Annotated in this window: 3 protein-coding genes and 1 pseudogene; 1 reads left to right on the top strand and 3 read right to left on the bottom strand. The window is 73.5% G+C overall.

Annotated elements, in window-relative coordinates; all coding sequences use genetic code 11:
* Nucleotides 1-218 precede the first annotated feature (218 nt).
* Entirely contained in the window at nt 219-1,376 is a 1,158-nt protein-coding gene (locus tag L0B03_RS14570; protein ID WP_250447048.1) for an MFS transporter, read from the top strand.
* Between the two features lie 2 nt (nt 1,377-1,378).
* Here L0B03_RS14570 and L0B03_RS14565 read toward each other — a convergent pair whose 3' ends face one another.
* The 3 genes and pseudogenes from L0B03_RS14565 to L0B03_RS14555 form a co-directional block, all read right to left on the bottom strand.
* Nucleotides 1,379-2,128 (bottom strand): ParA family protein, encoded by a 750-nt coding sequence (locus L0B03_RS14565; protein WP_250447046.1) that lies wholly within the window; start codon nt 2,126-2,128, stop codon nt 1,379-1,381.
* A 92-nt stretch (nt 2,129-2,220) separates the two neighbouring features.
* Nucleotides 2,221-3,594, bottom strand: a complete 1,374-nt coding sequence (locus tag L0B03_RS14560) for a M1 family metallopeptidase (protein ID WP_250447044.1) — start codon at nt 3,592-3,594, stop codon at nt 2,221-2,223.
* Nucleotides 3,591-4,278 (bottom strand): annotated as a pseudogene (locus L0B03_RS14555) (amino acid adenylation protein); the annotation flags it as partial. The pseudogene L0B03_RS14555 and the gene L0B03_RS14560, both read right to left, overlap by 4 nt.

Below are 4,278 nucleotides of genomic sequence, written 5' to 3'. Positions count from 1 at the left end.
CGCCTGACCTGCCCACCGCCGCGCGGCCGAGGGGGCCGGCCTCGCTGAGGATCCACCAGCGCGACGGCGACCTCGTGCTCGAGGAGCTCGGCGCACGCTGAGCCCGCTCCACCGTGCCCGAGGATGCCGAGCGGCACGCGGGCTGTCAGCATCGACGACACCGCACGCGACCCCCGCGCCGCGGTCCCGCCAGGCCCCGACCGCACGAGGTGCTCGACGTGACTCTCTCCCAGGGCGGTCGCGTCGGCCTCGCCGGGGCCGGCGTCGTCGGGGTCGCCTTCGGCATGGCCCGCTACGTCTACGGGCTGACGCTGCCGGACATCGAGCAGGAGCTGGACCTCTCCGAGCTCGTCCTCGGCTTCATCGCGAGCGCCACGTTCGGGGGCTACCTGGTGGGCCTGCTCCTGGCGGGCCCCTTGGCGGCTCGTCGGGGCTCGCGCGCCCCGACCACCGTGGGCGGGGTGTGCGGCGCCTTGGGTGCAGGGATCGTCACCGTCGCGCCGACCCCCGGGCTGCTGGCCGTCGGCGCCGTCCTGGCCGGGAGCGCGGGGGGCTGGGTCTGGGCGCCCTACTCCGACATCGTCAAGCAGACGGTGCCGACCCGGCAGCAACCCAGGGCGCTCGCGACCATCACCACCGGCACGAGCGCCGGGCTCGTGGTCCTCGGCGGGCTGGCGATCATGGCCGTCGTGGGGTCGTGGCGCCTGGTCTGGGGCAGCATCGCGATCGCGGCGGTCCTCGCCGCTGTCGTCAACCTCCGCCTGGTGCCCCAGGAGGGGCCGCAGGCACGGCCCGGAGGGCGGTGCCCCGCAGCGGGCTGGGCCTCGCCGCTCAAGGTGCCGGCCGCCTACGCCGCCCTGTACTTCGCGGTCGTCATCATCTACTTCACCTACCTCGCGGAGGTCGTCGAGCAGGCTGACCTCCCGGAGATCGCCGTCCCGGCCCTCTACGGGGCGATCGGCCTCAGCGGTGGGGTGGCACTGGTGACCGGGACCCTCGCCCAGCGCCTGGGCAGCGGGCGGGTCGCAGCCTCGTGCCTCCTCGCGGTCGGGGTGGCGCTGGCCCTGCTGGGAGCAGCGAGCAGCTCGCCCGTGGCGGCCGCCCTCTCAGCCTGCGTCTTCGGCGCGGGGTACATGACCGGGTCAGCGGTGCTGGCGGTGTGGACCGCTGAGGCGGTGCCAGACCGTGCCGGGACGGCGTTCACCGCGTGCCTGGTCGTCGGCGCCGTGACCTCGATCGCAGCACCGGCCGTCGCGGGCGCCGTCATCCCGGGCATCGCGCTGGAGAGCCTGCTGGTCGCGACGGGCGCCGCATCACTGCTCGGCGGGGTCGCCCTCGTGGCTCTCCCCCGCCGGGACAGGGCCGCACGCCCCTGAGCTCACAGCGACAGCGCCGACCGCACGCCCTTCCACAGCTCGCCGTAGGCCTTCGCCGGCACGCTGCGCGGCGCGAAGGTCGAGATGGGGGCGCGCTCGACGCCCATCTTCTCGACCATGCTCGAGGCCGGCACGGCCACGTCGATCACGTGCTTGGACTCCTGCGGCAGGGTGTCGGCGACGTCGCGGTGGATCGTCTTGCGCCGGTCGACCATGGAGAGGAACCCCACGATTCTCGGGCGCCCCTTCTTCATCTCGGTGACCATGTCCGTCACCTGGTCGAGGGACCGCATGGCCAGCGGGGACGGCACCAGCGGCACCACGACGACGTCGGCCGCGCGCAGGATCGCCTCGGAGAGCAGGGACATCCCGGGCGGGCAGTCGAGGATGACGACGTCGTGCGGCTTGCTCAGGGAGGCGAGCATCTTGTCGAGCTGCCGCTCGGGCCGCTTGGTGCCGTCGAGCTCGACGTCCAGGGCGCTGTAGGAGTCGTGGGCGGGGATGACGTCGAGCTTCTTGTCCTCGGTGGACCGCACCACGTCGGCGAGGTCGGTCTTGCCCTTGACCAGGGCGTGAACGTCAGCCTTGGCCTTCTGCTTGGGCTTGACGCCGAGCAGGAAGGTGGCGCCGCCCTGCGGGTCGAGGTCCCACAGCAGGGTGCGGTGCTTCTGGGAGGCGTGCCATGCGAGGTTGACGGCGGCGGAGGTCTTCCCCACCCCACCCTTGACGCTGTAGACGGCGACGACCTTCATGCACGCTCCTGGTGGCTCAGCTGGTGATGGCTCGGCTGGTGGTGTGGTCGGCTGACCGTGATCACGACGCTAGATGCGGACCATCCCGTCGTCTACCGGCGGAGGGCGTCGAGCCACCCTCGCCCCGAGGTCCCGTCCAGGGGTGGCAGCTCGGCGCCGTCGAGCCACGCGTCGAGCAGGTCCTGGACCGCCCCGGCGAGGTCGGCCCCGCCGGTCTCGGTCGCGTGCTCGAGGGCGTGCGCACGGAGGTCCGCCGTCGCGACGCTCCCGCCGGCGTGCCGCGAGGTCCAGCCGCGGACCATCGCGAAGAAGGCCTCGTCGCCCAGGGCCCCGCGCAGGGCGTGCACGGTGAGCGCCCCACGCTTGTAGACGCGGTCGTCGAAGATCCGGCGGTAGCCCGGGTCTGCGAGCACGAGGTCCTGGTCGAGCCGGGACAGGCGCCGGTGCCAGGTGCTCGCGAGGGCCTCGGCGCTACGGCCCCCGGACTCCTCGGACCACAGCCACTCGGCGTAGCAGGCGAACCCCTCGCTGAGCCAGATGTGCTGCCAGGAGGACGGCGTGACGGAGTTGCCGAACCACTGGTGCGCGAGCTCGTGCGGGATGAGGCGCTCGTCCCCGTCGGTGGAGTGCAGGTGGTTGGCCCCGAAGATGGACAGCCCCTGGGCCTCGAGCGGGATCTCGAGGTCGTCCTCGGTGATGACGAGGGTGTAGGTCGCGAACGGGTAGGGGCCGAAGACCCTGGTGAAGAAGGTCATGATCTCGCCGTGGTGCGCGAGCCGGTCGCGGGCCGCGGTCCGCAGGGCGGTCGGTACCAGCACGACCTGGCGGACTGGCCCGGCGGCGAGCTCGTGCTCCTCGTACTGGCCGATCTGCACGGTCGCGAGGTAGGTCGACGTCGGGCGCCTCTCCTCGTAGACCCACGTCGTCGCGCTCGCCCGGCGCTTCGAGGACACCAGGGCGCCGTGGGCGAGCACCCGGTAGGGGTTGTCGACCGTGATGGACGTCCGGTAGCTGGCCTTGTCCGCGGGTCGGTCGTTGCAGGGGAACCACGACGGCGCCCCGGTCGGCTGGCTCGCGACCACCACGCCGTCGGTCAGCTCCTCCCAACCCACCGGCCCCCAGGGGCTGCTGATCGGCGCGGGGTTCCCCCCGTACCGGACGACGACGGTCAGCCCGGTCCCTGCCGTGACCTCGGCGCCGAGCCGCAGCACCAGGCGGTCGGCGCGGTGCACGTAGCGGGCCAGCCTGGCGCCGGTCAGGGTGACCTTCTCGACCGTGAGCCCGGCGAGGTCGAGGGCGAGCTCGGTCAGGTCCCCGAGGGTGCGCACCCGCAGCGTCGCGGTGCCGTGGAGCCGGTTGAGGTGCGGACGGTAGGTGAGGTCGAGGTCGTAGTGCTCGACGTGGAACGCGGTGCTGCCGTGGTCCGGCTGGTACGGGTCGGCGTCGCCCCGCTCGTCCGCCGTCATGCGGGCACCGGGTCGGTCGCTGGGTCGATCCTCGGGCCGGTCGCCTGCTCGCCCTCGGGCTGCGCCGCCCACGGCGCGATGGGGTTACCCACCCACCGGGTCCCCGCGGGCACGTGCTCCCCGCGCAGCACCAGCGAGGCCGGACCGACGCTCGCCCCCGCGCCCAGACGGGCCGCCGGGAGGATCACGCCGTGCGGGCCCAGGGTCGCGCCCTCGTCGAGGGTCACGGTGTCCAGGCTCATCACGCGGTCGTGGAAGAGATGGGTCTGCACCACGCAGCCGGGGCCGACGGTCGCCCCGTCCCCCAGCCGGACCAGGTCCGCCTCGGGGAGCCAGTACGTCTGGCACCACACGCCGCGTCCGATCCGCGCACCCATCGCTCGCAGCCACCACACCACCGCGACAGTACCGTTCGCGACGTCGGCGAAGAACGGTGCGGCGACCATCTCGGTGAAGGTGTCCGCGAGCTCGCCCTTCCACACCGCCGCGCTCCACAGCGGGTGCTCCCCCACCTGGAACCGGCCCACCAGCGCCCACTTCGCGGCGACCGTCACCCCGGCCGCGACCACCCCGGTGGCCAGCAGCACCACTCCGCTCAGCGCGGCGGCCACCCCCCACCCGGACCTGACGACGACGCCCTGGAGCGCCAGCAGCGCGGCCAGCCCGAGCAGCCCGACGACGAGG

Source organism: Actinotalea sp. C106, assembly GCF_023630195.1.
Taxonomy (GTDB): domain Bacteria; phylum Actinomycetota; class Actinomycetes; order Actinomycetales; family Cellulomonadaceae; genus Actinotalea.
This window is presented reverse-complemented; position numbering and strand designations above follow the sequence as displayed.